The organism is Ideonella sp. (genome assembly GCF_041914305.1).
GTDB lineage: Bacteria > Pseudomonadota > Gammaproteobacteria > Burkholderiales > Burkholderiaceae_C > Ideonella.
Genome location: NZ_JAYSDQ010000025.1, coordinates 16,613 through 42,779 on the forward strand (window position 1 = coordinate 16,613; position 26,167 = coordinate 42,779).

Sequence of the window (26,167 nt, forward strand, 5' to 3'; positions counted from 1 at the left end):
TTGCGACGACGACATTTCTGGGCAGGGGCCGGCGCGGCCGGCCTCATCGCCGCGGCGCTGCTGGGCGCCTGCGGCGGCGGCAACCCGCTGGACAACCCGGACGACATCCAGAACCCGCCCGGCGGCAGTGGCCGCAAGCTGGCCTATGCGTACTTCCAACGCTGCATCTTCCCGATCTTCCTGGCCCAGCTGCCGGTGCACAACGGCGGCACCAACACCTGCGCCGGCGGCGGTTGCCATGACAACACCACCGGCACCGGCGGCGCGCTGCGGGTGATCCGCGGCGCCACGCCGCTGGACGTGACCGACGCGGCCAACACGCCCGAGGTCATCCGCGCCAGCGACATGTACAAGAACTATTACTCGGCCCAAGGCGTCACGATTCCCGGCGAACCGTTGCAAAGTCGCTTGCTGGCAAAGCCCTTGCTACTGAACATGCTGCACGGTGGCGGGCAGATCTTCGACAGCGAGGAAGACCCGAACGCCAAGCTGATCCAGTTCTGGATCGATCACCCCGCGCCCCGCGACCAGGACGAATTCAGCCCCGCGACCTACGGCATGTTCAACCCGCCCGATCCCAACACCGGCACTTGTAGAACCGAATAATGCGTCTGCGCCACCGACTCGCCGCCGGGCTGGCCGGACTGACCGTCTTGCTGCCGTTGTCTGCCCGGGCCGACGAACCGGCCACCCCACCGGTCCCGCCCACCGCCGAACCCTCGGCGCCCCCTGTTGCCAACATGGCCCCGAGCGACCAGCCGGGCAAGCCGCTGGCACGGGTGCGCGTGGTTGGGCCCTACCTCGACATGCGCAGCGGCCCCGGCCGCGGCTACCCGATCTTCTACGCCGCCGAGCGCGAAGAGTGGGTCGTGATCGAGCTGCGCCACACCGACTGGTTCAAGGTCCGCACCGCGCGTGGCGCGGCCGGCTGGGTCTCGCGCGAGCAGATGCGGCAGACGGTGACCGAAGACGGCGTGCCGTTCGAGCTGGCCGACCCCACGCTGCAGAACTTCCTGGACCGGCGTTTCGATGTCGGCGTTGGCTACGGCGCCACGGCCAAGACCTCGTTCACCCGCGTGTGGGCCGGCTGGCGGTTCTCGGACACGCTGAGCCTGGACATCAACGGTGCCGACGTCCAGGGCCAGAGCTACACGATCAGCATGTGGACGGCCGGCCTGCTGACCGAGCCGTGGTCCGACAAACGCCTGTCGCCCTTCTTCGGCATCGGCATGGGCCACTACCACTACGTGCCGAACAAGAGCCGCGTCAACCGTCATGAAGCCGACGGCAACATGGGCGTGTTCACGCTTGGCGGCCGCTACTACCTCGCCAGCCGGGTCGCCTTGCGGATCGACTATTCGCGCTACTCGGCCTTCATCTCCGACAAGAACTACCGCAACTTCCAGGCCGGCACCATCGGCCTGTCGCTGCACTTCTGACCCTTTTGCCGCCCTCTGACGCCCGCCTCCTCATGCGTAAAAGCCTTGTGACCCTCACCGCGGCCCTGCTGGCCGCACTGGCGCTGCCCACGCAGGCCGCCGACCAGGCCAATGCCGAATCGGTGGTGGTGCCGCAGGTCGACCGGCGCGACATCCAGCTGCCCAAGTTCCCGTCCAACGACTTCGAGGTCGGGCTGTTCGGCGGCCTGTACTCGGCGCAGAACTTCGGCTCCAGTGCCATCGGCGGTTTCCGGGCCACGTACCACATCACCGAAGACTTCTTCGTCGAGCTCGCGGCCGGGCGCACCAAGGTCAGTGACGAGGCGTTCCGCCGCATCCTGCCGGGCGGCATCTTCACCGACAACCAAGAGACGCTGATCTACTCGAATTTCAACGTCGGCATGAACGTGCTGCCGGGCGAAGTCTTCTGGTGGCGCGATACCGCGATGCCCTCGCAGATTTTCGTGATCGCCGGTGGCGGCACCACGCGCTTCAACGGCCAGCGCATGAAGACCATCGATGTCGGCATCGGCTACAAGGTCTACCTGGCCGACTGGCTGGCCGTGCGTGTCGACATGCGCGACAACGTCTACACCCTCGACCTGCTGGGCAAGCGCGACAGCACCCACAACTTCGAGCTGAACGCCGGCTTGTCCTTCCTGTTCTGAGCACCGCCGCCATGAGCACTCTTGACCTTTCGCGCCGCCAAGTGCTGGCCCTGGGCGCCGGTGGCGCCGCCGCGCTGGCGCTCGGGCTGCCGTCGCTGGCCTCGGCCAGCATCGCGCCCAAGTCGCAGGCGCCCGACTTCACGCTGAAGAGCATCGACGGCCCCAACCTGCGCCTGCAAGAGCAGCGCGGCAAGGTCGTGCTGCTGAACTTCTGGGCCACCTGGTGCGGCCCCTGCCGTGAAGAGATGCCGCAGCTGAACAAGCTGTACGAGAAGTACCGCCCGTCGGGCTTCACGCTGCTGGGCGTCAACGTCGACGAAGACGGCCGCAACGCCGCCGGCGTCGCCAGCCAGCTGGGGGTCAAGTTCCCGGTGCTGCTGGACACCGACAAGCGCGTCATCAAGCTGTACGACATCAGCACCATGCCGTCGACCGTGATGATCGACCGCGATGGGCGGGTGCGTTTCCTGAACCGTGGCTACAAGAGCGGCACCGAGCTCGAGTACGACCAGCAGATTCGCGCGCTGCTGAAGGAATGAGCGCCGTGATGCACCCCCTTCAAACCGGCCGCGCCATCGCGGTGCTGGCGCTGGTCGCCGGCGCCGCGCTGCTGCAAGGCTGTGCGCCGATCGAGCCCTGGGTCAAGCCGTACGAGCGCGAGCGCCTGGCCGACCCGATCATGCAGCTGGCACGCGACAACCTGGCCGAGCGCCACCGTGACCACGTGTTCACGGTGCGTGAAGGCGCGCGCGGCGCCACCGGCGTGCAGGGAGGCGGCTGTGGATGTAATTAAATGCCCCCACGGCCCCTCCGGGGGCCTGCCCCCCGAGGGGGCTCGCGCAGCGGACCGGCAAAGCCGGATCCGCGCACGCCACTTGATTCGGGCGGCGGGCAAAGCCCTGGCCCGGTTGTTGGGGCTCGGCGGTGGATTGTTCGGCGGCGTGACCGGCACGGCCCATGCGGTCGATCTGCCGCCTGATCACGCCGAGGCGATGCTGCATGTCTATGACGGTGGCGGCGTGCTGGCCGCGGGGCCGGCGGTGTTGATCCGCAAGAGCCTGTTCAACACCGTGTCGCTGTCGGCCACGTACTACGTCGATGCGGTCAGCAATGCGTCGATCGACGTCGTCACCACGGCCAGCAAGTACAGCGAGACCCGCCAGCAGCTGGACCTGGGCATCGACTACGCGGTGCGCGACGCGCTGATCCACGTCAACGCCAGCAGCGGCAACGAGCCCGACTACATCGCCCAGACCTTCGGCGTCGACGTGTCGCAAGAGGTCTTCGGCGGCATGACCACCGTCAACCTGGGCTTCACCGAAGGCCACGACGCGGTCGGCCGCAAGGGCGAGCAGGGTTACTTCGACCATGCCAGCCACTGGCAGTACCGGGTCGGCGCGACGCAGATCCTGTCGCCGCGCTGGCTGGCCAGCGCGAACGTCGAGGCGCTGGCCGACGAGGGCTTCCTCGGCAGCCCGTACCGCGCCGCGCGGGTGTTCGGCGCGTTCGTGCCCGAAGAAGTGCCGCGCACCCGGTCGGGCCGGGCGGTCAAGTTCCGCACGCTCGGCGACATCAGCGACTGGTTCAGCGGCGGCGGCTGGGGCGCCGGCCAGCGCCACTCGATGCACGCCGAGTACCGCTACTACTGGGACAACTGGGGCATCAAGGCGCATACGCTCGAGGGCGGCTACAGCCGCTACTTCGGCGACAAGTGGCTGGCCGACAGCTGGCTGCGCTTCAACCGCCAGAGCGCGGCGCTGTTCTACAGCGACAACGCGCAGGTCGAGACCAAGTACATCACCCGCAACCGCCAGCTCGGCGCCTTCAACAGCTGGAGCCTGGGGGGCCGCGCGACCTACGAGTACGCCAAGGTGCCGGGTCGCTACGACATCAAGCTGAGCGGCTCGCTCGAGTACGTGCGCTTCGACTACCAGGACTTCACCGACTTCCGCACTGGCAAGCCTTATGCCTTCAACGGTGCGCTGCTGCAGCTGTACCTGACGGCCAATTTCTAAATCGAGACCTCCGGCATGTTTTCGCTGAACCCCTTGCGCGCCGCCGCTGCTGTTGCCAGCCTGGCCTGGCTGGCTTTCGTGACACCCGCCCAGGCCGCCGACGCGCCCGCCGCGCCGGCCCCTGCGGCGTCGGCTGCGGCAGAGGTCGCCCCGGCGCCCGCGGCCGCCGCCAGCGCCCCCGAGGCGGGGCTGGACAGCCGCGTGCAAGACGTCAAGGCCGACGTCATCAAGCTCAACCGTGACCTGCTGGTGCTCGAAGAGGAACTGCTGTTCCCGGCCAGCACGCAAGTCGCGCTGTTCGTCTCGATGGATGTGGGCAAGCTGTTCTCGCTCGAGTCGGTGCAGATCAAGCTCGACGACAAGATGATCGCCGAGTACCTGTACACGCCCGCCGAAGTGGCGGCGCTGCACCGCGGTGGTGTGCAGCGGGTCTATGTCGGCAACCTGAAGGCCGGCGCGCACGAGATCACCGCCTTCTTCACCGGCCAGGGCCCGCACACGCGCGACTACAAGCGCGCCACGACGCTGAAGTTCGACAAAGGTGCCGAGCCGAAGTACATCGAGCTGCGCATCAAGGACAAGCTGGCCAAGCTGCAACCCGAATTCGACGTCAAAGTCTGGCAGTGATGTACCGCCCCCACGCCCCGTCCCGGGGCTGCCCCCCGAGGGGGCTCGCGCAGCGGACCGGCGGAGCCGGATCCGCGCACGCCACTTGGATTGGCCAAGGCATAGCGACGGTGTCGCTTTGCCTGGCCAGCGTCGGCGCGCAAGCTGCTGAGCCCGCGAAGCCCGACCACTCGATCAAGGCGCCGCATTACGGCGACACGCTGTTCTATTTCTTCCAGGACCGGCCGTTCCCGGCGCTGACCAGCTTGATGGTGTCGCAGCAGTTCGACCGGTTGCCGCGCCATGAAGACGAGGCCGAGGTGTTGCGGGGTGGGCTGCTGCTGGGTTATGGCCTGCACCGTGAGGCGGGCGAGATCTTTTCGCGGCTGATCGAGCGTGGCGCTGAGCCGGCGGTGCGCGACCGGGCCTGGTACTACCTGGCCAAGATCCGCTACCAGCGCGGCAGCCCGGCCGAGGCCGACGAGGCTCTGTCGCACATCGAGCACGCACTGCCCGGGGCACTGGAAGACGAGCGTTCGCTGCTGGCCGGCCAGATCCGCCTGACGCTGGGCGACGCGCCCGGCGCGGCCGAGTCGCTGCGCGCGCTGCTCGCGCGCCCGCCGGCCCCCGAGATCAAGCCGACGCCCAAGGGCCAGCCCGAACCGCCCAAGCCCGGCTTCTTCAGCCGCATCGGCGGCTGGCTGGTCGACGCGGTCACGCTCAACTTCTGGCGCACCGACGAAGCTCCGGTCAGCACCGCGCCGGCCTACGCTCGCTTCAACCTCGGTGTCGCGCTGATCCGCAGCGGTGATGTCGACGGTGGCCGTGCGCTGCTCGATGAACTCGGCCGCACGCCGATGTACAGCGAAGAGCTGCGCGTGCTGCGCGACCAGGCCAACGTCGCGTTGGGCTTCACAGCGCTGACTCAGGACGACCCCGAAGGCGCGGCCAAGGCGCTGGAGCGCGTGCGCCTGCAGGGCCTGCATTCGAACAAGGCATTGCTCGGCTTCGGCTGGGCCGCCGCCGCGCAGAAGAAGCCCGCCGAAGCCCTGGTGCCGTGGATGGAGCTCGCCGGCCGCGACCCCAGCGACGCCGCCGTGCTCGAGGCCCGCATCGCCGTGCCTTACGCCCTGGCCGAGTTGGGCGCCTACGGCCAGGCGCTGACCCGCTACCAAGAGGCCATCGGTGCCTACGACCAGGAGCACAAGGCGCTCGACGAGTCGATCGCGGCGATCCGCTCCGGCGCCCTGGTCAACGGCCTGACCGAGCGCAACCCGGCCGAGGACATGGGCTGGTTCCTGCCGATCACCCAGCTGCCCGACATGCCGCACCAGGGCCACCTGGCGCCGGTGATGGCCGGCCACGATTTCCAGGAAGCGTTCAAGAACTACCGCGACCTGAACTTCCTTAGCCACAACCTGGCCGAATGGCAGGACAAGCTCGGCATCTACGGCGACATGCTGGACCAGCGCCGCAAGGCCTTCACCGAACGCCTGCCGCAGGTCCGCCAGCGCACGGCCGAGCTGAGCGTCGACGGCCTGCAGCGCCAGCGCGACGCACTGGCCAGCGAGTTCGAGGCGGCCGACACCGCGGCCGATGGCCTGGCCTATGCCAACCCCGCCGAGCGCGCTCAGCAAGCCCGCCTGGACAGCGCGCAGAAGCTGCTCGCCGAAGGGGGCGATGCGGTCAAGGCCGAGGTCGATGCCGACGCCGTCGGCGAGCGCCTGCGCCGCCTGTCGGGCGCGTTGACCTGGCAGCTCGCGCAGTCGCTGCCCGAGCGCCGCTGGAGCGCCGAGAAGAGCCTGCGCGAGACCGACCGCCAGCTGGCCGAAGCCCGCGAGCACGACGCCAAGCTCGACGCCGCGCAGCGCACCGAGCCGGCCAAGTTCGACGCCTTCGCGGTGCGGCTGGGCGAGCTGTCCGAGCGCATCAAGGCCTTGCAGCCGCGCGTCGCCGCCTTGACCTCCGAACAACAGCAAGCCCTGCAGGACACCGCCGTGCAGGCGTTGCAGGCCCAACAAGAGCGCCTGGTCGGCTACACCAACCAGGCCCGTTATGCCGTGGCCCAGCTGTACGACCGCGCAACCCAGAAACCTGGTGACCCGAAGCCGGGCGAGCCGAAGCCGAGCGACGACGCGCAAGGGGGCCAACGTGCGAAACCCTGACATGCGCGCCCCCCTGTTCCGCCTGACGCTGCTCGCCGCGGCGCTGGGCCTGTCGGCCTGCGCCCACAAGGGCCGCAACGCCAACGCCGACGACGCGCCGACGCTCAAGACACTGGCGGGCCGCGAATACAAGGTCGAGCCCGACAGCGGCATCGCCGGCAACGAAGAGCAGGCGATCGAGGCCTACAACAAGTTCCTCGCCGCCGCGCCGAATGCGCCGCAGCGGCCACAGGCGATGCGCCGCCTGGGCGACCTGGCGATGGACGCTGCCGACAGCCGTTTCGCTGCCAGCGCCAACGCCGCCGGCGCGGCCGACCCCGACTACAAGGCCGCGATCCAGCGCTACCAGGACTACCTCAAGGCCTACCCGAACGACCCGGACAACGACCGCGTCTACTACCAGCTGGCGCGTGCCCACGAGCAGGGCGGCCAGCTCGAGGTGGCGCTGAAGACGCTGGACCAGTTGGTCAAGCAGTACCCGAACACGCGCTACCTCGACGAAGCCCAGTTCCGCCGCGGCGAGCTGCTGTTCACCGCGCGCAACTACCCCGCCGCCGAGCAGGCCTACGCCACCGTCCTGAAGACCGACGGGTCGCTGTACCGCGACCGTGCGCTCTACATGCACGGCTGGTCGGTCTTCAAGCAGGGCCGGCTCGAAGAGTCGCTGACCTCGTTCTTCGGCGTGCTCGACCTGAAGCTGGGCCCGCTGCAAAGCGACGACGAGCTGGAGACGGTCGAAGGCCTGACCCGTGCCGACCGCGAACTGGTCGAAGACACCTTCCGCGTCACCAGCCTGTCGCTGGAGAACCTGAAGGGCGCCGAGTCGATCCCGGCCTACATCGACAGCGATGTACGCAAGACCTACGAGTTCCGCGTCTACCAGCAGCTGTCGGCGCTGTACCTCAAGCAGGACCGGCCTAAGGACGCCGCCGACGCGCTGAACGCGTTCGCGCGCCGCCAGCCGCTGCACGCCCAGGCGCCGCTGATGCAGGCGCGCGTGATCGAGATCCAGCAGCAGTCGGGCTTCGACCTGCTGGCGCTCGAATCGAAGAAGGAATACGTCGCCCGCTATGGCGTCGGCAGCGAGTTCCGCAAGGCCAACCCCGAGGGCTGGGAGCGCGCGCAGCCGCTGGTCAAGACCCACCTGACCGAGCTGGCCACGCGCTACCACGCCAGTGCGCAGAAGAGCCATGCCACCGCTGATGTGCAAGAAGCGGTGCGCTGGTACCGCGACCTGCTCGACGGCTTCCCCGACGACGCCGCGGCGCCGCGCAACCACTTCCTGCTGGCCGAGCTGCTGTACGAAGACAAGCAGTTCGCAGCCGCCGCGGCCGAGTACGAAATCTCGGCCTACAAGTACCCGGCGCACCCGCAGAGCGCCGACGCCGGCTATGCCGCGCTGCTGGCCTATGCCGAGCAGGACAAGCGCGCCCGCGCCGAGGGCAACACCGCGGCCGTGACCGCGCTGCAGAAGGCATCGGTCGAAAGCGCATTGCGGTTCGCGCAGGCCAACCCGAGCGACAGCCGCGCCGCACCGGTGTTGACCAATGCCGCCGACAAGCTCTACACGCTGGGCGAAGGCGAACGCGCGGCCACCGTCGCGCAGCAGGTGCTGGCGCTGCAACCGCCGGCCGCACCGGCCCTGCGCCGGGTCGCCTGGACGGTGGTCGCCCACACCTCGTTCGAAACCGGTGCCTACGACCGGGCCGAGAAGGCCTACACCGAGGTGCTGGCCCTGACGCCCGAGAAGGACGCCACGCGCACCGAGCTGACCGAGCGCCTGGCCGCCGCGATCTACAAGCAAGGCGAGGCCGCGCGCAGCGCCGGCCAGACCAAGGACGCCGCCGGCCACTTCGCCCGGGTGGCGATCGCCGCGCCGAACTCGACCGTGCGCACCGCGGCGCAGTACGACGCCGCCGCGGCGCAGATCGCGCTGAAGGACTGGGCCGGTGCCGCGCGCACGCTGGAGGACTTCCGCCAGCGTTTCCCCAAGCACCAGCTGAACGACGAGGTGACCGCCAAGCTCGCGCTCGCCTACACCGAGCTGGGCCAGTGGGCGCCGGCGGCGGCCGAGTACGAGCGCCTGGCCGTCGCGCAGAAAGACCCCGAGCTGGCCCGCTCGGCGCAGTGGCAGGCCGCCGAGATGTACGAGAAGGCGGCGCAAGGCGGCACCGCGTCGGCGCGCAGCGCGTCGGCCAAGGCCTACGAGCGCTACCTGCGCCAGTACCCGGCCCCGCTGGAGCCGGCGATCGAGGCGCGCTACCGCCTGGTCAAGCTGGCCGAGGCCGAAGGCAATGCGGCGCGCGCGTTCGCGCTGCAGAAAGAGATCTTCCAGGCCGACCAGGCCGGCGGCAGCGCCCGCACCGGCCGCACCAAGACGCTCGGCGCGATGGCCGCGCTCGCGATGGCCGAGCCGGTGCGCGCCAGCTACGCGCAGGTGCAGTTGGTCGAGCCGCTGCAAAAGCAGCTGAAGCTGAAGAAGACCAGGCTCGAAGAGACGCTGAAGGCCTACACGGTGGCGGCGGACTACGGCGTGGCCGAGGTCGTGACCGCGTCGACCTACCAGATCGGCGCGCTGTACCAGGACTTCGGCAAGGCCTTGATCGGCTCGCAACGGCCGAAGAAGCTCAGCAAGATCGAGCTCGAGCAGTACAACGTGCTGCTCGAAGAGCAGGCCTTCCCGTTCGAAGAGAAGGCGATCGAGCTGCACGAGGTCAATGCCAAGCGCTCGGCCGACGGCCTGTACGACGAGTGGGTCAAGAAGAGCTTTGCCGCGCTGCGCGAGCTGCGCCCGGGCCGCTGGGGCAAGACCGAGCGGGCCGACAACGGCGCGTCGAAGGCGGCGCAGCTGAACAGCCAGGCGATCGCGCTGCGTCAGCAAGGCCAGTTCGACAAGGCCCGCGAGGCTTACGAGGCGGCGATCGCGGCCGATGCCAACTACGCGCCGGCCAGCCTGAACCTGGGCGTGCTGCACGACCTGTACCTGAACCACCCGGACCAGGCGCTGGAGTTGTACAACCGCTACCTGGCCCTCACGCCGGCCGGCGACACGGCCGTCGGCAAGTGGGTGGCCGATGTCAAGACCCGGGCCAAACCGGCCCCCGCACCTGCTGCGCCGGCCGCCGCTGCGTCGGCGCCGGCCGCGGCGGCTTCCACGCCAAAGGACAAGCCATGAGACGAGCTTTACTGATGCTTGCACTGGCCGGCACTGCCGCCATCGGCGCGCGTGCCGAAGACCGGGCAGACCTGGAGCGCACGCAGATCATCGGCAACCGCGAGCTGCCCAAGGTGCTGTACATCGTGCCGTGGAAGAAGCCGCTGCCCGGCGAACTGGCCGGCCGCCCGACCGTCAGCGTGCTCGACGAGGTGCTCGCGCCGGTCGACCGCGACGTCTTCAGGCGCCAGATCCAGTACGACGCGGCGCTGCACCCGGCGCCGGCGGCGGCGGCTGCCAAGCCTTGAATGTCCCGACCCGTTTTCGTTTTCGTTTTCGCTTTGGTTTTCCTGTTCCTGCTCTCGCCCTCGTGGCCTCTCGGAGAAGATTGAGATGATTACTTTTGATATGGCCGTGAAGTTCTTCAGGGACTGCGGCTTGTTCATTTACCCCAGCCTGATCATTCTGGCGATGGGCCTGTCGATCGCGATCGAACGCTGGATCTTCCTGCGCCGCGCGCGCAGCCAGAACAAGCGCGAATGGGCGCAGATGCTGCCGATGCTGCAAGGCGGCCAGCTGAAAGAGGTGCTGGGCACCGCGTCGCGCTCCGAGTCGGCGATCGGCAACATCGTCACCCACGGCCTGACCCGCCTGCAGACCTCGCGCCGCCGCGAAGACCTGGACGCTGCGATGGAAGAAGGCATGATGGAAATCGTGCCCCGCCTGGAGCGCCGCACCCACTACATCGCCACCTTCGCCAACGTGATCACGCTGGTCGGCCTGTTGGGCACGATCATGGGCCTGATCAAGGCGTTCACGGCGGTGGCCCAGGTCAACCCGGCCGAGAAGGCCGAGATGCTGTCGGCCTCGATCTCGATCGCGATGAACAACACCGCGTTCGCGCTGATGGTCGCGATTCCGTTCCTGCTGATCCACGCGTTCCTGCAATCGCGCACCAGCGAGATCGTCGACGGTCTGGAAGCCGCCAAGATCAGCTTCCTGAACCTGATGCAGCGCATCGCCCCCGAGCATCCGACCCGCTGATCCGACAACCCATTTAAAAGGGCTCGCGTCATGCGTGTTCGACGCCTCAAGAAACATCCAGCGGCGCTGGAGATCTCGGCCTTCCTGAACCTGATCGTGGTGCTGGTGCCGTTCCTGCTGTCGACGGCCGTGTTCACCCGCCTTGCGGTGGTGGACATGAGCCTGCCGGCACAGAGCACGGGCGCTGCCGAACAACTGCAGGTCGACAACCTGAAACTCGAAGTGGTGATCCGTCCGGACGCGATCGAGGTCGGCGACCGCATCGGCGGGCTGATCCAGCGCATCGCCAACACGAGCGACAACCAGCCTGACGTGGTGGCGCTGAACGGGCTCATCACGCAGATCAAGCTGAAGTTCCCCGATCAGCGCGATGCGAGCGTGCTGGCCGAGCCCAACACGCCGTACGACAAGATCGTTCACGTGATGGACGCGGTGCGCACGACGCACCACAAGGAAGGCCACCAGATCGTTCGCAACGACCTCTTCCCCGACATCGCGATCGGCGACGCACCGGTCGTCCGGAAGCCCTGAGGCCATGGCCTGAAGGTCCCAGAGGGAACTCAAGATGAAACTCACACCGCTGCAAAAGCGCGCTTATCACAAGCAGCGCAACACGCAGCAGCTGGACTTGAACCTGACCGCACTGGTCGACGTGTTCACGATCCTGATCTTCTTCCTGCTGTCGAACTCGACGGAGGTCGAAGTGCTGCCGGCCTCCAAGGCCGTCACGCTGCCCGAGTCGACGGCCGAGAAGGCGCCCAAGCCGACGCTGGTGGTGCTGGTCAGCGGCACCGACATCGTGGTCGAGGGCCGCCGCATCGCGATGGTCTCCGACGTGATGGCCAACCAGGACGACCTGATCGCGCCGCTGCAGACCGAACTTCAACTGCTGTCGACCCGCCAGGTCGTCAGCGAGGCGAAGCAGGGCGAGGCGCGCGCCATCACGATCATGGGCGACAAGGACATCCCCTACCAGTTGCTGCGCAAGGTCATGGTCACCTGCGCCCGCGCCAACTTCAGCGACGTCTCGTTCGCGCTCAGACAGAAGGTGGACGCATGACGCAGACGCTGTCGACCCACCGTCTCCTGGACGTGCGGCCTCGGGCAGGCGAGGTGCCGGCATGAGCGCGCTGTCCGTAACTTTCCACCCGGGCGTGCTCGCCTGGGCGGTGCCCGAAGAAGACGAGCAGCGCTTCCGCCGCGTCGCCGGCGTGGTGATGGGCCTGTGCCTGTTGTTCGCGCTGGTGCTGCCATGGATCCCGCTGCCCGAGCTGACGCGCGAGCAAGAGGTGCAACCGCTGCCCCCGCCGCTGGCCAAGCTGCTGCTCGAAGACAAGAAGCCGCTGCCGCCGCCGACGCCCAAGCCGCTCGAGGCGGCGCAGCAGCCACAGCAGGCGGTCAAGGAGACCAAGAAGCCCGACGAGCCGGCGCCGAAGCCCGAGCGCGACAAGAAGCAGCCGCCGGTGCCCGAGGCCCGCAACCCGATCCCGGGCAAGCCGCCCGGCGAGGCGCTCGACGCCGCGCGCCGCAAGGCGACCGGGGTCGGCCTGCTGGCGATGAAGGAGCAGCTGGCCGAGTTGCACGGCGCACCGGTCGCGGTGCAGCTGAACAAGGAAGCCATCAAGCCGGGGCTCGGCGTAGGCACCGGCGTGGGTGCCGGCGTCGGCGCGGGCAACGAGCAGGGCATCCCGGTGCGCTCGATGATCACCTCGAACGCCACCGGCGGCTCAGGCGGCATCAACACCGCCGGCTACAGCCGCAACACCGGCGGCGGTGGCCTGGCCGGCCGCTCGACCACGCTGGTCGAGGGCACGGCCGGCGGCGGCGGTGGCGGCGGCCCGGGCGGCGGTGGTGGCACCGGCACGGGCGGCAAGGGCACCGGCGCCGGCAACCCCGGCGGCACGCTGCAAAAGGGCTCCAGCGGCAAGGCCTCGCGCTCGATCGAAGAGATCCGCCTCGTCTTCGAGCGCAACAAGGGTGCGATCTACGCGATCTACAACCGGGCGCTGCGTGAAGACCCGGGCCTGCAAGGCAAGGTCGTGCTCGAGCTGAAGATCGCGCCGGCCGGCCAGGTGGTCAGCTGCCGCATCGTGTCCAGCGAGCTGAAGGCGCCTGAGTTGGAGCAGAAGCTGCTGGCTCGCATCCAGCAGTTCGACTTCGGGGCCAAGGACGTCGACCAGATGGTCGTGACCTACCCGATGGACTTCCTGCCCTCCTGAGCGCAGGCCGACAGGCCTGCAGACAAGCGGTGGCCGCGGTGACGCGGCCACCGCTTTTTCATTTCCGATCGGGCTGGCCGACCTGTGGCCACGACCAGGCGGCCAAGGGCGTGGTCACGTGGCCAGGTGGTCAGGCCATGGCGGCGACGCGACAGGCCTGGGCTTCGCCGATCACCGCGTGCAGGCTCACGACGTGGCCGACGATGATGATCGCGGGTTGGGTCACGTGCTCTTCGGCCGCGATGGTGGGCAATGTGCCGACCGTGCCAACCAGGCACCGCTCGTCGTCCAGCGTCGCCTTCTCGACGATCGCTGCCGGCGTGTCGGCGTCCAGGCCATGGGCGACCAGCTCGGCGCAGATCTGCGGCAGCGTGGCCACCGCCATGTAGAAGACCACCGTCTGCCGCGGCCGGGCCAGGGCGTCCCACTCCATCCGGCCGTTGGGGTCGGCCAGGTGGCCGGAGACGAGCACCAGCGCGTCGGCGTGCTCGCGGTGGGTCAGCGGGATGCCGCACGACGCGGCCGCCCCCTGCGCCGCCGTCAGCCCGGGAATGACCCGGAACGGCACCCCGGCCTCGGCCAGCGCCGCGGCTTCTTCGCCGCCCCGGCCGAACACGTAGCCATCGCCGCCCTTGAGGCGCACGACGTCGCGGCCGCTGCGGGCTAGGCGCAGCATGCGCTGGATGATCTCGGCCTGCGGCATCGCATGGTGGCCGGCGCGCTTGCCGACATAGATGCGCTCGGCGCGCATCGGCAGCAGCGCCAGCACCTCTTCGCTGACCAGGTGGTCGTACAGCACCGTCGACGCCTGCGCCAGGGCCTTGGCCGCTGCCAGCGTCAACAGATCGGCGCTGCCCGGGCCCGCGCCGACGAGGGTGACGAGTCCGGGCGTGCCTGAACCGGGCGCTCTGTGGCTGGCACCGCCGCCAACCGGGCCTTCTAGCCTTCGCATCGCAAGCTCCAGGTAGTGATTCGCGAGATGGACAGACGCCTGCCCGCACGGCGCGTGGTTCTGCGCCGTGACAACAGGCCTTGATGTTTGCGGTGAACGTGTGCGGTGTCCTTAAGGCAGATTAAGGACGCGCCGTCAGGCCGGCAGGACCATGCAATCCCCTCCCGTTTCAACGCCTCGGAGCAATTCATGACTGCCGCAATAACACACAAGCTTGGCGCACTGGCCTGGGCATGCCTGTCGCTGGCGATCGCCCACGCCGACGACAAGAAGGACATCACCCAGCCTGAAGTGAACTACCAGGCGGGGGGCTCGCCGCTGGCGAACGAGCCGATGTACCAGAGCACGAACCCCAAGGCGCCCCCGATGTCGCAGGCCGAGTTCGACCTGGGCCGCAAGACGTATTTCGAGCGTTGCGCCGGCTGCCACGGCGTGCTGCGCAAGGGCGCCACCGGCAAGCCGCTGACACCCGACATCACGCTGGGCAAGGGCACCGACTACCTGAAGATCTTCATCGCCTACGGCTCGGCCGCCGGCATGCCGAACTGGCTGACCTCCGGTGAGATGGACGAGAAGACCGTCGACGTGATGGCCCGCTATGTGCAGCAAGACCCGCCGACACCGCCCGAGTTCGGCATGGAGCAGATGAAGGCGACCTGGAAGCTCATCGTCCCGCCGGCCCAGCGGCCGACGAAGAAGATGAACGCCTACAACATCGACAACATCTTCTCGACCACGCTGCGCGACACCGGCGAAGTGGCGCTGATCGACGGTGACACCAAGCAGATCATCAACATCGTCAAGACCGGCTACGCGGTGCACATCTCGCGCATGTCGGCCTCGGGCCGCTACCTGTTCGTGATCGGCCGCGACGCCAAGGTCAACATGATCGACCTGTGGATGCCCAAGCCCGACAACGTGGCCGAGATCCGCATCGGCCTGGAGGCGCGCTCGGTCGACACCAGCAAGTACAAGGGCTATGAAGACAAGTACGCGATCGCCGGCTCGTACTGGCCGCCGCAGTACGTGATCATGAAGGGCGACACGCTCGAGCCGCTGAAGATCGTGGCCACCCGCGGCATGACGGTCGACAAGCAGGAATACCACCCCGAGCCGCGCGTGGCCTCGATCGTCTCGTCGCACTACAAGCCCGAGTTCGTCGTCAACGTGAAGGAGACCGGCAAGACGCTGCTGGTCGACTACTCGGACATCGACGCGCTGAAGACCACCGAGATCGGCACCGCGCGCTTCCTGCACGACGGCGGCATGGACTCGACCGGCCGCTACTTCATGGTCGCTGCGAACCAGAGCAACAAGATCGCCGCGGTCGACCTGAAAGAGGGCAAGCTCGAGCGCCTGATCGACGTCGGCAAGATCCCGCACCCGGGCCGCGGCGCGAACTTCGTGCACCCGAAGTACGGCCCCGTCTGGGCCACCGGCCACCTCGGCGACGAGACCATCTCGTTGATCGGCACCGACCCCAAGGGCCACAAGGAGTACGCGTTCAAGAAGGTCGCCGAGCTCACCGGCCAGGGCGGCGGGGCGCTGTTCATCAAGAGCCACCCGAAGTCGACCCACCTGTACTCCGACACGCCGCTGAACCCCGACCCGAAGATCTCGCAGTCGGTGGCGGTCTACGACATCAAGAACCTCGACAAGGGCTACACCGTGCTGCCGATCGCCGAGTGGGCGGGCCTGAGCGACGACGGCGCCAAGCGTGTCGTTCAACCCGAGTACAACAAGGCGGGCGACGAGGTCTGGTTCTCGGTCTGGTCGGCCAAGAACAAGCAGAGCGCGATCGTCGTCGTCGACGACAAGACACTCAAGCTGAAGGCGGTCATCAAGGACCCGCGCCTGATCACGCCGACCGGCCACTTCAACGTGCACAACACGCAGCACGACGTGTACTGAGCGATGCGACGCAGGAGCCACCAGATGAGAACCCCCGCACTCTGCGTCTTCCTCTTCGGCGCGCTGGCCCTGGGCACCGCCCAGGCCTCGACCGAAGAGGCGATGACCAAGGCCGGCTGCATGGCTTGCCATGCGAAGGACAAGAAGATCGTCGGCCCCTCCTTCAAGGAGATCGCGGCCAAGTACAAGGGCCAGGACGTCGCGGCGAAGCTGGCCGAGAAGGTCCGCAAGGGCGGCTCGGGCAGCTTCGGGCCGGTGCCGATGGCGCCGAACCCGCCCGACAAGATCAGTGACGGCGACCTGAAGGACGCGATCGCGCTGATCCTGGCGTCATGAGTCAACGCAGGGCCGCTCCCAAGTTGACGCACCCCCTCGGGGGGCGGAAATGTCGAAGACGTTTCCTGGGGGCGTTCTCGGGCGCGATGTCACCCGCCGCTGCATGGGCCTTGCTGGCGCTGCTGTGCGGCAGCGTGGCCGCCGAGACGGCCGAGCCGGCGCCGGCGCGCCAGCAGATGCTGGTGCGCATGGTGCGGCAGGACTGCGGCTCGTGCCACGGCATGCGGCTGACCGGTGGCCTCGGGCCGGCGCTGACGCCGGCCGCGCTGGCCGGCCAGTCGGCCGACAACGTGGCCGCGACCATCTTCCACGGCCGCCCCGGCACGCCGATGCCGCCCTGGCGCGCGATGCTCGACGAGCACGAGGCGCGCTGGATCGCCGAGCGCCTGCAGGCCGGCTTCCCGGAATGAGACCCCACGCGCAACGACATGATCTTTCGACGTGATCTTCTGCTGGGCGCCGGTGCCGCCGGCTTGGCGCTGGCCGGCTGCGCCACCGCGCCGGCCACAAACACGACACCGCCCCCGGCACCACGGCCTGCCCCCCCGTCGGCGCTGCGCGGCACCGGCGACCTCGGCGTCGTCATCGAGCGCGCGCGCGGCGCCCTGACCATCGTCGACACCAGCGCCCGCACGGCGATCGGCCAGGTCGAAGGCCTGGGTGATCTCTCGCACGCCTCGGTTGTCTTCTCACGCGACGGCCGCTACGCCTATGTGTTCGGCCGCGATGGGGGCTTGAGCAAGGTCGACCTGCTGGCGCAGCGCATCGCCGCGCGCGTGATGCAGGCCGGCAACTCGATCGGCGGTGCGATCAGCGCCGATGGCTCGCTGGTCGCCACGCAGAACTACACGCCCGGCGGCGTCAAGGTCTTCGACGCCGCCACCTTGACCCAGCTCGCCGACCTGCCGGCCCTGAAAGCCGACGGCCAGCCCTCGCGGGTGGTCGGGCTGGTCGACCTGCCCGGGCGGCGCTTCGCCTGGAGCCTGCTCGACGCCGACGCGATCTGCGTCGCCGACCTGTCGAACCCCGCAGCGCCACGCGTGCAACGGCTCGGCGGCATCGGCCGCATGCCGTACGACGCGTTGGTCACGCCCGATGGCCGGCACTACATCGCCGGCCTGTTCGGCGAAGACGGCCTGGCGCTGGTCGACCTGTGGCGCGAGCCGCTGGCCGTGCGGCGCATCCTCGGCGGTTATGGCCGTGGCGAGCAGCCGCTGCCGGTCTACAAGATGCCGCACCTGCGCGGCTGGGCGGTGGCCGGCCGCCGCGCCTACCTGCCGGCGATCGGCCGCCACGAGGTGCTGGTGGTCGACACCGAGAGCTGGCAAGAGGTCGACCGCATCCCTGTCGCCGGCCAGCCGGTGTTCGTGATGGCCCGGCCCGATGGGCGCCAGGTGTGGGTCAACTTCGCGGTGCCCGACTACGACCGCGTGCAGGTCATCGACACGCCCAGCCAGCGCATCGTCACCACGCTGACGCCGGGCAAGGCCGTGCTGCACCTCGAATTCACGCCGCGCGGCGAAGCCGTGTGGATCAGCAGCCGCGACGACAACCGCGTCAGCGTGATCGACACCCAATCGTTCGCAACGCTGGCCACGCTGGCCATCGACGCGCCCAGCGGCATCTTCTTCACTGCGCGCGCCGCGCGGCTCGGGCTGTGAGCGCGGCCTTTCACCTGGCCCTGCTGGACCGCTGGCAGCACGGCTTTCCGCTGGTCCGCGAGCCCTTCGCGCAGATCGCCGACACGCTCGGGCGCCGCGTCGACGAGGTGCTGGCCGGCTACACCCAGGCGCGGCAAGACGGCGCGCTCGGCCGCATCGGCGGCGTGTTCGGCGCCGGTGCCGGCGGCAGCGCGCTGCTGTGCGCGATGGCGGTGCCGGCCCCGCGGCTCGACGCGGTGGCCACGATCGTATCGGCCCATCCGGGCGTCAACCACAACTACCAGCGCGAGCACGCCCTGAACCTGTGGTTCGTGCTGACCGGGCCGAACGCTGCCGCGGTCGAGCAGGCCCTGCAAGGGCTGGAGCGCGAGACCGACCTGCCGGCGTTGCGGTTGGCGATGCAGCGTGTCTACCGCATCGACCTCGGCTTTGCACTGGGCGGCCGCACGGCGGCCACCGCGCCACCCGCCGAGCGCCCGGCCGTGCCGGTGGCCCCGGCAGACCGCGCGCTGGCCGCGCTGGTCGAGCAAGGCCTGCCGCTGGTCGAGCGGCCCTTCGATCGCTGGGCCGCCGTGCTCGGCACGACGCCCGAGGCGGTGCTCGCGCAACTGCGCGTGTGGCTGGACACGGGCACGCTCAAGCGCTTCGGCGCGATCGTGCGCCACCACGAGCTCGGCTACGCGGCCAACGCGATGGTGGTGTTCGACGTGCCTCAGGCGCAGGCCGACGGCTGCGGCGAGGCGCTGGCGCGCGTGCCTGGCGTCACGCTGGCCTACCGGCGCTGCCGCGCCGAAGGCTGGCCCTACAACCTGTACTGCATGGTGCATGGCCGCGACCGCGAGGCGGTGCAGGCGGTGATCGATGCCGCCCGCCAGGCGGCCGGCCTCGCGGCGTTCGAGCACGCGGTGCTGTTCTCGTGCCGCCGCTTCAAGCAGACCGGCGGCCGCTACTTCGCCGACGGGCGGCCGGCCGAGGCCGGTGCAGGGCCGGAGGTGGCGCATGCGGCTGTCGCCTGACGATGTTCGGCTGATCTCGCGCCTGCACGGCGGCCTGCCGCTGACCGACCGGCCGTTCGCCGAGGTCGGCGCCGAGCTGGGCTTAAGCGAAGAGGGCGTGATCGAGCGCCTGCGCGCCTTGCTCGCGCAAGGTGTGCTGACACGCTTCGGCCCGCTGTTCCAGATCGAGCGCGCCGGCGGCAACTTCGTGCTGGCCGCGCTGGCGGTGCCCGAGGCGCGCTACGCCGAGGTCACCGCCTTGGTCAACGCGCTGCCCGAGGTGGCGCACAACTACCGCCGCGAGCATGCGCTGAACATGTGGTTCGTCGTCGGCACCGAAACGCCGCAGAAAACCCAGGCCGCGCTCGACCGGATCGAGGCCGAGACGGGCCTGCCGGTGTTCGCCTTCCCGAAGGAGCGTGAATACTTCGTCGAGCTGAAGCTGCCGCTCGACCACCTGACGGAGCCGACGATGGGGGCCGACGATGGCGCTCGATGACTTCGACCGCGCGCTGATCGCGGCGACCCAGGGTGGCCTGCCGCTGGTCGCGCGGCCGTACGAGGCGGTGGGCGCGATGCTCGGCGTGCCGGGTGAGCTGGTGCGCGAGCGCCTGGCCACGATGCTGGCCTCGGGCCTGGTGCGCCGCATCGGGGCGGTGCCCAACCACTACCGGCTGGGCTACGTGGCCAACGGCATGAGCGTGTGGGATGTCGACGATGCGCGTGTCGACGCGCTCGGCGCCGAGGTCGGCGCCTTGACCTTTGTCAGCCACTGCTACCGCCGCCCGCGCCATGCTCCCGCGCACGGGCCGGCCTGGCCCTACAACCTGTTCGCGATGCTGCATGGCCGCACCCGCGGCGAGGTGGGGGCCCAGGCCGACCGCATCGCGGCGCTGCTGGGCGACGCCTGCCGCGGCCACGACATCCTGTACTCGAGCGCGATCCTGAAAAAGACAGGGCTGCGCCTGACCGACTGACTTCGCGTGAAGGACGACGATGTTCCGCATCAGCCAATACATGCGCGAGCTGGCCCAGGCCGAACGAGACGGCCAGTGGCCGGCCGCGCGCCGCCACGGCACCGGCGCGCCCCCCGGGCCGGTGGTGATCTGGAACCTGATCCGCCGCTGCAACCTGACCTGCAAGCACTGCTACGCGTTGTCTGCCGATCACGACTACCCGGACGAGCTCAGCACCGCCGAGGTCTTCGGCGTGATGGACGACCTGAAGGCCTTCGGCGTGCCGGTGCTGATCCTGTCGGGCGGCGAGCCGCTGATACGGCCCGACTTGTTCGAGATTGCGGCCCGCGCCAAGGCGATGGGCTTCTACACCGGGCTGTCGAGCAACGGCACCTTGATCGACGAGGCGATGGCCGACCGGGTCGCCGCGGTCGGCTTCGACTATGTCGGCATCAGCCTGGACGGCCTGCGCGAGACCCACGACCAGTTCCGCCGCCTCCAAGGTGCGTTCGACCGCAGCCTCGCCGCGCTGCGCCACCTGCGCGCGCGCGACGTGAAGCTCGGCCTGCGCTACACGATGACGGCAATGAACGGGCACGACCTGCCGGCGCTGCTGGCGCTGATGCGCGACGAGCAGGTCGACAAGTTCTACTTCTCGCACCTGAACTACGCCGGCCGCGGCAACATCCACCGCGGCAAGGACGCCCGCTTTGCCGCCACGCGCGACGCGATGGACCTGTTGTTCGAGCGTGCCTGGAGCGCCGCCTGCGAGGGCCGGCCCGAGGAATACGTCAGCGGCAACAACGACGCCGATGGCCCGTACCTGCTGCAATGGGTCGCGGCGCGCTGGCCGCACTGGCACGACGCGCTGCGCCAGCGCCTGATCGCCTGGGGCGGCAACGCCAGCGGCATCGCGGTGGCCAACATCGACAACCGCGGCCACGTGCACCCCGACACGATGTGGTGGCACCACGACCTGGGCAGCGTGCGCCAGCGGCCGTTCTCGACCATCTGGAACGACACCTCCGACCCGCTGATGGCCGGCCTGAAGCAACAGCCGCGGCCGGTGACCGGGCGCTGCGGCAGCTGCGCGCACCTGGCGATCTGCGGCGGCAACACCCGCGTGCGGGCCCAGCAGCTGACCGGCGACCCCTGGGCCGAAGACCCTGGCTGCTACCTCAGCGACGACGAGATCGGCCGCGCCGCGGCGCCGCACGCCGAGGCCACCCATGCTTGAGATCCGAGATGGCGCCAAGCTGCTGCTGGCTGCGGCGCTGGTGTGGATGGGCGCCGACCTGGCGCGTGCCGACGAGGCCGCCGCGGTGCCCGATGCCGCCCGCCTGTACGGCCAGCATTGCGCCAGCTGCCACGGCGAGCGGCGCACCGGCGGCATGGGGCCGGCGCTGCTGCCCGAGAGCCTGGAGCGGCTGCGTGCCGCCGAGGCCCGCACGGTCATCGAGCGCGGCCGCATCGCGACGCAGATGCCGGCCTTCGGCGAGCGCCTGGCGCCGGCCGAGCTCGAGGCGCTGGCGCGCTGGATCTACCAGCCGGTGGAGCCGGCACCCGCCTGGGCCGAGGCCGACATCCGCGCCTCGCGCGTAGAGACGGCAGGCTGGGCCGAGGCACCGGCGAAGCCGCAGTGGGCGGCCGACCCGATGAACCTGTTCGTCGTCGTCGAGGGCGGCGACCACCACGTGTCGCTGGTCGACGGCGACCGCTTCGAGGTGATCCACCGTTTTGCCAGCCGCTATGCGCTGCACGGCGGGCCCAAGTTCACGCCCGACGGGCGCTATGTGTTCTTCGGCTCGCGCGACGGCTGGATCACCAAGTACGACCTGTGGCACCTGCAGGTGGTGGCCGAGGTGCGCGCCGGCCTGAACATGCGCAACGTCGCCGTCAGCGCCGATGGCCGCTGGGTGATGGCGGCCAACTACCTGCCGCGCACGCTGGCGCTGTTCGACGCCGACCTGAAGCTGGTCAAGACCTACGACGCGGCGACGCTGGACGGCCGCCAGCGCTCGCGGGTCTCGGCCGTCTACGACGCCGCGCCGCGCAAGAGTTTCGTCGTCGCGCTGAAGGACATCGCCGAGGTCTGGGAGATCTCGTACGACCCCGCCGCCGAGCCGATCCACGACGGTTATGTGCACGACTACCGCATGGGCGAAGCGGTGGCCAAGCCAGGCTACCTGGGCGTGCGCCGCACGCCGCTGGACGAGCCGCTGGACGACTTCTTCTTCGACCCGCCGTATCGCCATGTGATCGGCACCGCCCGCCCGCGCACGCCCGATGCGCAGCCGACCGCCCAGGTGGTCAACCTCGACATCCGGCGCAAGATCGCCGAGCTGCCGATCGCCGGCATGCCGCACCTGGGCTCGGGCATCACCTTCGCATGGCACGGCACGACCGTGCTCGCCAGCCCGAACCTGAAGAGTGGCGCGATCGACGTGATCGACCTGAAGACCTGGAAGCCGGTGGCCACCGTGCCGACGCCGGGCCCGGGCTTCTTCATCCGCAGCCACGAGACCACGCCCTATGCCTGGGCCGATTCGATGATGAGCCCGAGCGCCAAGGACACGCTGACGCTGGTCGACAAGCGCACGCTCGAACCGGCGGCCACCATCCGCGAGCCGGGCAAGACCCTGGCCCACGTCGAGTTCACCAAGGATGGGCGTTATGCGCTGGCCAGCGTGTGGGAGACGGCCGGCGCGATCGTCGTCTACGACGCCACGACGCTGAAAGAGGTCAAGCGCCTGCCGATGAGCAAGCCGGTGGGCAAGTACAACGTCTGGAACAAGATCACCCGCTCCGAAGGCACCTCGCATTGACGGTGCGCCCGGTCGGCGGGCTCACTGCATCGGGTGGCGGGCCAGGCGCTCGGGGTCGAGGATGTGGATGTCGCGCTTGTCGATCTCGATCAGGCCCTCGGCCTCGAGCTCGTGCAGCACACGCGAGAAGTATTCGGGCGTCAGCGACAGCCGCGATGCGAGGGTCGCCTTGCTGACCGGCAGCGACACGTGCAGGTCACGCCGCGGCGGCGGCGGTGCGACGCAGCCACCGTCGGCCAGGCAGAAGCCGCTGGCGTCTTCGGCCTCGGGCAGGTCGCGCAGCAGGTAGCCGATCACGCGCTGCAGGCCGCTGTGCAACGAGTAGGCCTGCACGTCGTGCACCAGGCCGTGCAGCCGGCGCGAGATGCCGGCCAGCATGCGCATCGCGAAACGTGGGTCACGCTCGATCTCGCCCACCACCGCGTCCTTGGACACCGTCAGCAGCAGCGTGTCGGTCAGCACCTGGGCATTGATGATGTAGGGCTTGCCGGTGAACATCAGCGCCTCGGCGAAGCTGTTGCCGGGCCCCATCAGCTCGATCACCTTCTCGTGCCCTTGGGGTGAGATCGCATACAGCTTGACCTGGCCCATCACCGCGACGTGGAAGGCCTCGCAGGGCTCACCGACGCGGAACACCATCTCGCCGCGCGCCAGCCGCCGCAGCGTGCAGCCCTGGGCCAGCCGCTCGAGCTCGGACGGTGCCATCTCCTGGAACAACGGCAGCACCGACAGGTAGCGCGGGACGTCGAAACGGTGTTCCATGGCGAAGCGATTGTCCGCAGCGCCTGGGTCGCGGGCTTGATGGCCGTCAAGCGCCGGCTGGCCGGCCAGGTGTACCGGCGCCCCTGTGCGCCAGCGGGCCGGCGGGGTTCAGGGCAACGGCTCGCGGGCGAGCAATTCACCCAGCGGGCCGTAGCGCAGCCGGGTGTCGAGCCGGCCGTCGAGGTCGGTGTCTTGTTCGGCCTCGGTCAGCTGGCCCAGCTTGAAGTGCTCGACCCGCAGCGCCAGCCCGGTCGACGGGGCCCAGGTGGTCGACCGCTCGATCACCCCGTGGCGGTAGCTCGAGGTCCGCTCGTTGAAACCGTCGCCATCGGCGTCGGTCTCGCTGCGCTCGACAATGCCGGCGCGCATGAACAGGCGCGTCTCGAAGCGGCCGTCGAAGTCGTCGTCGCTTTCGGCGCTGGCCGGCACGCCGCGCTCGTAGTGGGCGATGTGGTCGGTCTGGTGGTCGAAGTTGCGGTCGGTCTCGACCCGCAGCGGCTGCCCGCTCAGGCTGTAGAACCAGCGCTCGTCGAGCACGCCGTCGTGGTCGTGGTCGAGGCCGTCTTGCGTGGCCGGCACGCGCAGCGCCGCCCAGCTGAGCAACGCCCCGAGCACGATGCCGACACCGGCCCAGGCCACGCGGCTGGGCCCGCGCGTGGGCGGTGGGGTGGTGGTGGCCGGCTGCGCTGCTTCGAAGGCGGTGACCACGGCCCGCGCGGCGTCGTAGTCGGCTTCGTCGACCACCACCCGCACCAGGCCCGCGGCCGGCAGCTCCCCCACGCCGCCCTGCAGGTATTCGCCGTCGACGCGACCTTGCAGGCCCTGCTGTTGCAGCAGGTGCAGCACCATGTGGGCCTCGACCCCGTGCGCGGCTTCGAACACCGTTCTCATCCGGCGATCATCACCGATCCGGGCGCTCAGCGCCCGCCGCGGTTGGGCCGGTCGGCCACCTCTTTGTGGGCGCGCTTGAACGGCGGCGCGCCAACGCCCGATGCGACGGGCTCGTGGGCCGCCGCGCGGTGCGCCGGGCCAGACGCGCGCGGCGCCGGCGCGCTGGCGGCCACCACCGGCCGGTCGGGGCGGGTCGGGCGCGCACCGGCGGGCGCGACCAGCAGGCCGCTGGCCCACAGGCCCGCGGCCAGAGCCGCCGGCCCGCGCCAGCGCTGGCGCCAGTCCATCGGGCCGGCCCTCAGCAGCGGCAGTCCGGCGCGGGCGTCGAGCTGACGACCTTGCCGCTGAAGGTGTTGACCACCTCGTCGAAGCAGCGGCCGCTGGCGTTGTCGCGGATGCGGCGCTTCACCAGGCCATTGCCGACCCACTGCTGGCAGATCACTTCGAAGCTGCCGCCACTCGCGCTGGCCAGCGCCAACAGCGGCAGTGGCTGTGCGTAGGCGCTGTTGATCAGGCTGAAGCCACCGCTCGCAAGCGTGACCACCGAGTCCTGCGGCACCCAGCGGTAGGCGGTGTCGCCGTTGGGTGACTTGACCCGCACCAGCACGTTGCCGGACTGGCACACCACCGCGTCGACCTGCAGGTTGCGTGAGGTGGCCAAGCCGTCGAAAGGGGCGCTGGCGCAGGCCAGGTTCTCTTGCCACAGCTTGTTCTCGCGCAGCGCCGGCAGAAAGTCTGCGTAGGGCACGCCCAGCAGCATCGCGCCGGCCAACTGGATCGGCGCCGGCAGCGCCGCCACCAGCAGGCCGCCCAGCGCCGAGGCCTGCTTCGGGTGCGTGGTCACCCAGTCCACCAGACGGGTCCACCAACGGGGGCGGTCGTCGTCGGGGCGGGTGGGTTTGCGCCTGCCGGCGCCCGGCGCGGGGCGAAGAATGTCGGCCATGATGAGGGCTCCCTGCAACTCGGCGCACCGGGCCGCCCCAAGGGCTCGCCGCCGCGTGCACGCACAGCAGGATTGAGCGCCTGGGCCACCCACCGGCACATCCTTCGAATGAAGGAAGGCCGGGCCCGGCCCGCTGCCTGTCGCCCCTGTGTTCGTGGGGGCCCGCCTCGATCAGAGCGTGTAGTCGAACTCGTACAGGTGCTGGCCCTTGTCGACGCGCAGCGCAAAGCGGCCCGCCAGACCCGCCAACTCGCCGCTGCCCGAGCCCGGCACCACCGTGATCGACAACTGCTGCGCGCCGTGGTCCATCGTGCCACTGTGCTGGAACACGAAGCTGCCGACGCGACCGTGCAGCGTGCCGACAAAACGCTCGATGGCGACATAACCCGCCGAGCCCGGCGTATCGCTGACCGCCGTCAGCATCTGCCCCTCACCAGCCCCCTCGAGATCACCACTGAACCGCTTGTGCAGCAGCATGCGCCCCAGCTGCGTGCCACTGCCCTCGACCGCCGCGGTCTCCGGCCCCGCAGCTTGCGGCTCCATCTTCACCTCGAACGTCCCCGAAGCGCGGCGCAGCGCCTTCAGGTCGGATTGCTCGTCCATCGACAGTCCTCCGTTTTCATGG

The 26,167-nt window shown here is 69.5% G+C and carries 29 protein-coding genes; 23 read left to right on the forward strand and 6 right to left on the reverse strand.

The window, feature by feature from the left end; translation table 11 throughout:
- The 14 genes from ACE3SG_RS25570 to ACE3SG_RS25635 all read left to right on the forward strand — a co-directional run bounded on the left by ACE3SG_RS25570 (position 1) and on the right by ACE3SG_RS25635 (position 13,310).
- Positions 1-606 carry a hypothetical protein gene (locus tag ACE3SG_RS25570; RefSeq protein WP_374569068.1) on the forward strand — a complete coding sequence of 202 codons (606 nt, stop codon included), beginning with the start codon at positions 1-3 and terminating at the stop codon, positions 604-606.
- Positions 606-1,439, forward strand: a complete 834-nt coding sequence (locus ACE3SG_RS25575; RefSeq protein ID WP_374569069.1) for an outer membrane beta-barrel protein — start codon at positions 606-608, stop codon at positions 1,437-1,439. The genes ACE3SG_RS25570 and ACE3SG_RS25575 overlap by 1 nt, the downstream gene beginning before the upstream one ends.
- 32 nt (positions 1,440-1,471) lie before the next feature.
- Positions 1,472-2,107, forward strand: coding sequence for an outer membrane beta-barrel domain-containing protein (locus tag ACE3SG_RS25580; protein WP_374569070.1), 636 nt, complete (start codon positions 1,472-1,474; stop codon positions 2,105-2,107).
- Positions 2,108-2,118: 11 nt separating this feature from the next.
- Positions 2,119-2,646: a TlpA family protein disulfide reductase gene (locus ACE3SG_RS25585; RefSeq protein ID WP_374569071.1), complete on the forward strand. Its 528-nt coding sequence runs from the start codon at positions 2,119-2,121 to the stop codon at positions 2,644-2,646.
- An 8-nt stretch (positions 2,647-2,654) separates the two neighbouring features.
- A complete protein-coding gene (locus tag ACE3SG_RS25590; protein WP_374569072.1) occupies positions 2,655-2,900 on the forward strand; it encodes a DUF4266 domain-containing protein in 246 nt (81 codons plus the stop codon).
- 148 nt (positions 2,901-3,048) lie between these two features.
- Positions 3,049-4,122 (forward strand): DUF3570 domain-containing protein, encoded by a 1,074-nt coding sequence (locus ACE3SG_RS25595; RefSeq protein WP_374569073.1) that lies wholly within the window; start codon positions 3,049-3,051, stop codon positions 4,120-4,122.
- Positions 4,123-4,137: 15 nt separating this feature from the next.
- Positions 4,138-4,749, forward strand: a complete 612-nt coding sequence (locus ACE3SG_RS25600) for an AraC family transcriptional regulator (RefSeq protein WP_374569074.1) — start codon at positions 4,138-4,140, stop codon at positions 4,747-4,749.
- 110 nt (positions 4,750-4,859) lie between these two features.
- Positions 4,860-6,893, forward strand: coding sequence for a hypothetical protein (locus tag ACE3SG_RS25605; RefSeq protein ID WP_374569075.1), 2,034 nt, complete (start codon positions 4,860-4,862; stop codon positions 6,891-6,893).
- Position 6,894: 1 nt separating this feature from the next.
- Positions 6,895-10,068: a tetratricopeptide repeat protein gene (locus ACE3SG_RS25610; protein WP_374569076.1), complete on the forward strand. Its 3,174-nt coding sequence runs from the start codon at positions 6,895-6,897 to the stop codon at positions 10,066-10,068.
- On the forward strand, positions 10,065-10,355 hold the full coding sequence (locus tag ACE3SG_RS25615; RefSeq protein ID WP_374569077.1) for a hypothetical protein: 291 nt from the start codon (positions 10,065-10,067) through the stop codon (positions 10,353-10,355). The genes ACE3SG_RS25610 and ACE3SG_RS25615 overlap by 4 nt, the downstream gene beginning before the upstream one ends.
- An 85-nt stretch (positions 10,356-10,440) precedes the next feature.
- Positions 10,441-11,091 (forward strand): MotA/TolQ/ExbB proton channel family protein, encoded by a 651-nt coding sequence (locus ACE3SG_RS25620; RefSeq protein WP_374569078.1) that lies wholly within the window; start codon positions 10,441-10,443, stop codon positions 11,089-11,091.
- Between the two features lie 30 nt (positions 11,092-11,121).
- The gene (locus ACE3SG_RS25625; protein ID WP_374569079.1) at positions 11,122-11,622 is read left to right on the forward strand and encodes an ExbD/TolR family protein; all 501 of its coding nucleotides are present in this window, start codon (positions 11,122-11,124) and stop codon (positions 11,620-11,622) included.
- Between the two features lie 34 nt (positions 11,623-11,656).
- Positions 11,657-12,151 (forward strand): ExbD/TolR family protein, encoded by a 495-nt coding sequence (locus tag ACE3SG_RS25630; protein WP_374569080.1) that lies wholly within the window; start codon positions 11,657-11,659, stop codon positions 12,149-12,151.
- A 61-nt stretch (positions 12,152-12,212) separates the two neighbouring features.
- Positions 12,213-13,310: a TonB family protein gene (locus ACE3SG_RS25635; RefSeq protein ID WP_374569081.1), complete on the forward strand. Its 1,098-nt coding sequence runs from the start codon at positions 12,213-12,215 to the stop codon at positions 13,308-13,310.
- A gap of 130 nt (positions 13,311-13,440) precedes the next feature.
- On the opposite strand, the gene cobA is transcribed toward ACE3SG_RS25635, so the two are convergent.
- Positions 13,441-14,262 (reverse strand): uroporphyrinogen-III C-methyltransferase, encoded by an 822-nt coding sequence (cobA, locus tag ACE3SG_RS25640; RefSeq protein WP_374569082.1) that lies wholly within the window; start codon positions 14,260-14,262, stop codon positions 13,441-13,443.
- Between the two features lie 189 nt (positions 14,263-14,451).
- On the opposite strand from cobA, the gene ACE3SG_RS25645 reads away from it, so the two are divergent.
- The 9 genes from ACE3SG_RS25645 (at position 14,452) to ACE3SG_RS25685 (ending at position 22,946) form a co-directional block, all read left to right on the forward strand.
- Positions 14,452-16,173: a cytochrome D1 domain-containing protein gene (locus tag ACE3SG_RS25645; RefSeq protein ID WP_374569083.1), complete on the forward strand. Its 1,722-nt coding sequence runs from the start codon at positions 14,452-14,454 to the stop codon at positions 16,171-16,173.
- A 24-nt stretch (positions 16,174-16,197) separates the two neighbouring features.
- Entirely contained in the window at positions 16,198-16,509 is a 312-nt protein-coding gene (locus ACE3SG_RS25650; protein ID WP_374569084.1) for a c-type cytochrome, read from the forward strand.
- 86 nt (positions 16,510-16,595) lie between these two features.
- On the forward strand, positions 16,596-16,919 hold the full coding sequence (locus tag ACE3SG_RS25655; protein WP_374569085.1) for a cytochrome c: 324 nt from the start codon (positions 16,596-16,598) through the stop codon (positions 16,917-16,919).
- An 18-nt stretch (positions 16,920-16,937) separates the two neighbouring features.
- Positions 16,938-18,170, forward strand: a complete 1,233-nt coding sequence (locus ACE3SG_RS25660; RefSeq protein ID WP_374569086.1) for a cytochrome D1 domain-containing protein — start codon at positions 16,938-16,940, stop codon at positions 18,168-18,170.
- Positions 18,167-19,186, forward strand: a complete 1,020-nt coding sequence (locus ACE3SG_RS25665) for an Lrp/AsnC family transcriptional regulator (RefSeq protein ID WP_374569087.1) — start codon at positions 18,167-18,169, stop codon at positions 19,184-19,186. The genes ACE3SG_RS25660 and ACE3SG_RS25665 overlap by 4 nt, the downstream gene beginning before the upstream one ends.
- Positions 19,170-19,664: an Lrp/AsnC family transcriptional regulator gene (locus ACE3SG_RS25670; protein WP_374569088.1), complete on the forward strand. Its 495-nt coding sequence runs from the start codon at positions 19,170-19,172 to the stop codon at positions 19,662-19,664. The genes ACE3SG_RS25665 and ACE3SG_RS25670 overlap by 17 nt, the downstream gene beginning before the upstream one ends.
- A complete protein-coding gene (locus ACE3SG_RS25675; RefSeq protein ID WP_374569089.1) occupies positions 19,651-20,142 on the forward strand; it encodes an Lrp/AsnC family transcriptional regulator in 492 nt (163 codons plus the stop codon). The genes ACE3SG_RS25670 and ACE3SG_RS25675 overlap by 14 nt, the downstream gene beginning before the upstream one ends.
- A gap of 19 nt (positions 20,143-20,161) precedes the next feature.
- A complete protein-coding gene (gene nirJ, locus ACE3SG_RS25680) occupies positions 20,162-21,358 on the forward strand; it encodes a heme d1 biosynthesis radical SAM protein NirJ (RefSeq protein WP_374569090.1) in 1,197 nt (398 codons plus the stop codon).
- Positions 21,351-22,946: a cytochrome D1 domain-containing protein gene (locus ACE3SG_RS25685; RefSeq protein WP_374569091.1), complete on the forward strand. Its 1,596-nt coding sequence runs from the start codon at positions 21,351-21,353 to the stop codon at positions 22,944-22,946. The genes nirJ and ACE3SG_RS25685 overlap by 8 nt, the downstream gene beginning before the upstream one ends.
- Before the next feature lie 21 nt (positions 22,947-22,967).
- Here the strand turns inward: ACE3SG_RS25685 and ACE3SG_RS25690 are convergent, their stop codons facing one another.
- The 5 genes from ACE3SG_RS25690 to ACE3SG_RS25710 all read right to left on the reverse strand — a co-directional run bounded on the left by ACE3SG_RS25690 (position 22,968) and on the right by ACE3SG_RS25710 (position 26,145).
- On the reverse strand, positions 22,968-23,708 hold the full coding sequence (locus tag ACE3SG_RS25690; protein ID WP_374569092.1) for a Crp/Fnr family transcriptional regulator: 741 nt from the start codon (positions 23,706-23,708) through the stop codon (positions 22,968-22,970).
- Between the two features lie 108 nt (positions 23,709-23,816).
- Positions 23,817-24,599: a DUF2007 domain-containing protein gene (locus tag ACE3SG_RS25695; protein WP_374569093.1), complete on the reverse strand. Its 783-nt coding sequence runs from the start codon at positions 24,597-24,599 to the stop codon at positions 23,817-23,819.
- A 26-nt stretch (positions 24,600-24,625) separates the two neighbouring features.
- Positions 24,626-24,886 (reverse strand): hypothetical protein, encoded by a 261-nt coding sequence (locus ACE3SG_RS25700; RefSeq protein WP_374569094.1) that lies wholly within the window; start codon positions 24,884-24,886, stop codon positions 24,626-24,628.
- An 11-nt stretch (positions 24,887-24,897) separates the two neighbouring features.
- Positions 24,898-25,542, reverse strand: coding sequence for a hypothetical protein (locus ACE3SG_RS25705; protein WP_374569095.1), 645 nt, complete (start codon positions 25,540-25,542; stop codon positions 24,898-24,900).
- A gap of 171 nt (positions 25,543-25,713) precedes the next feature.
- Positions 25,714-26,145, reverse strand: a complete 432-nt coding sequence (locus tag ACE3SG_RS25710) for a DUF3224 domain-containing protein (RefSeq protein WP_374569096.1) — start codon at positions 26,143-26,145, stop codon at positions 25,714-25,716.
- Positions 26,146-26,167 lie beyond the last annotated feature (22 nt).